The organism is Paenibacillus montaniterrae, from assembly GCF_018403185.1.
Classification (GTDB): Bacteria; Bacillota; Bacilli; order Paenibacillales; family Paenibacillaceae; genus Pristimantibacillus; species Pristimantibacillus montaniterrae.
In genome coordinates, this window is sequence record NZ_BOSE01000050.1 from 1 (window position 1) to 287 (window position 287).

Below are 287 nucleotides of genomic sequence, written 5' to 3' on the forward strand. Positions count from 1 at the left end.
ACAGGTTGAAATTCCTGTACCACCGAAGATTGTTTGAGCAATGGGGTGACACAGAAGGGTAGTGACGCGGACTGATGGATTGTCCGTCCAAGCAGTGAGGCTGATGTGTAGGCAAATCCGCACATCGAAAGGCTGGGCTGTGATGGGGAGTGAACATTGCAGTAGCGAAGGTCATGAGCTCCGGCTGTCAAGAAAAGCCTCTAGTGAGATCCAGGTGCCCGTACCGCAAACCGACACAGGTAGGCGAGCAGAGCATGCTAAGGCGCGCGGAAGAACTCTCGTTAAGG

1 rRNA gene is annotated in these 287 nt (G+C 54.0%); it reads left to right on the forward strand.

Features of this window, described 5'->3' with window-relative positions:
* A 23S ribosomal RNA gene (locus tag KJS52_RS27110) occupies positions 1-287 on the forward strand; the annotation flags it as partial.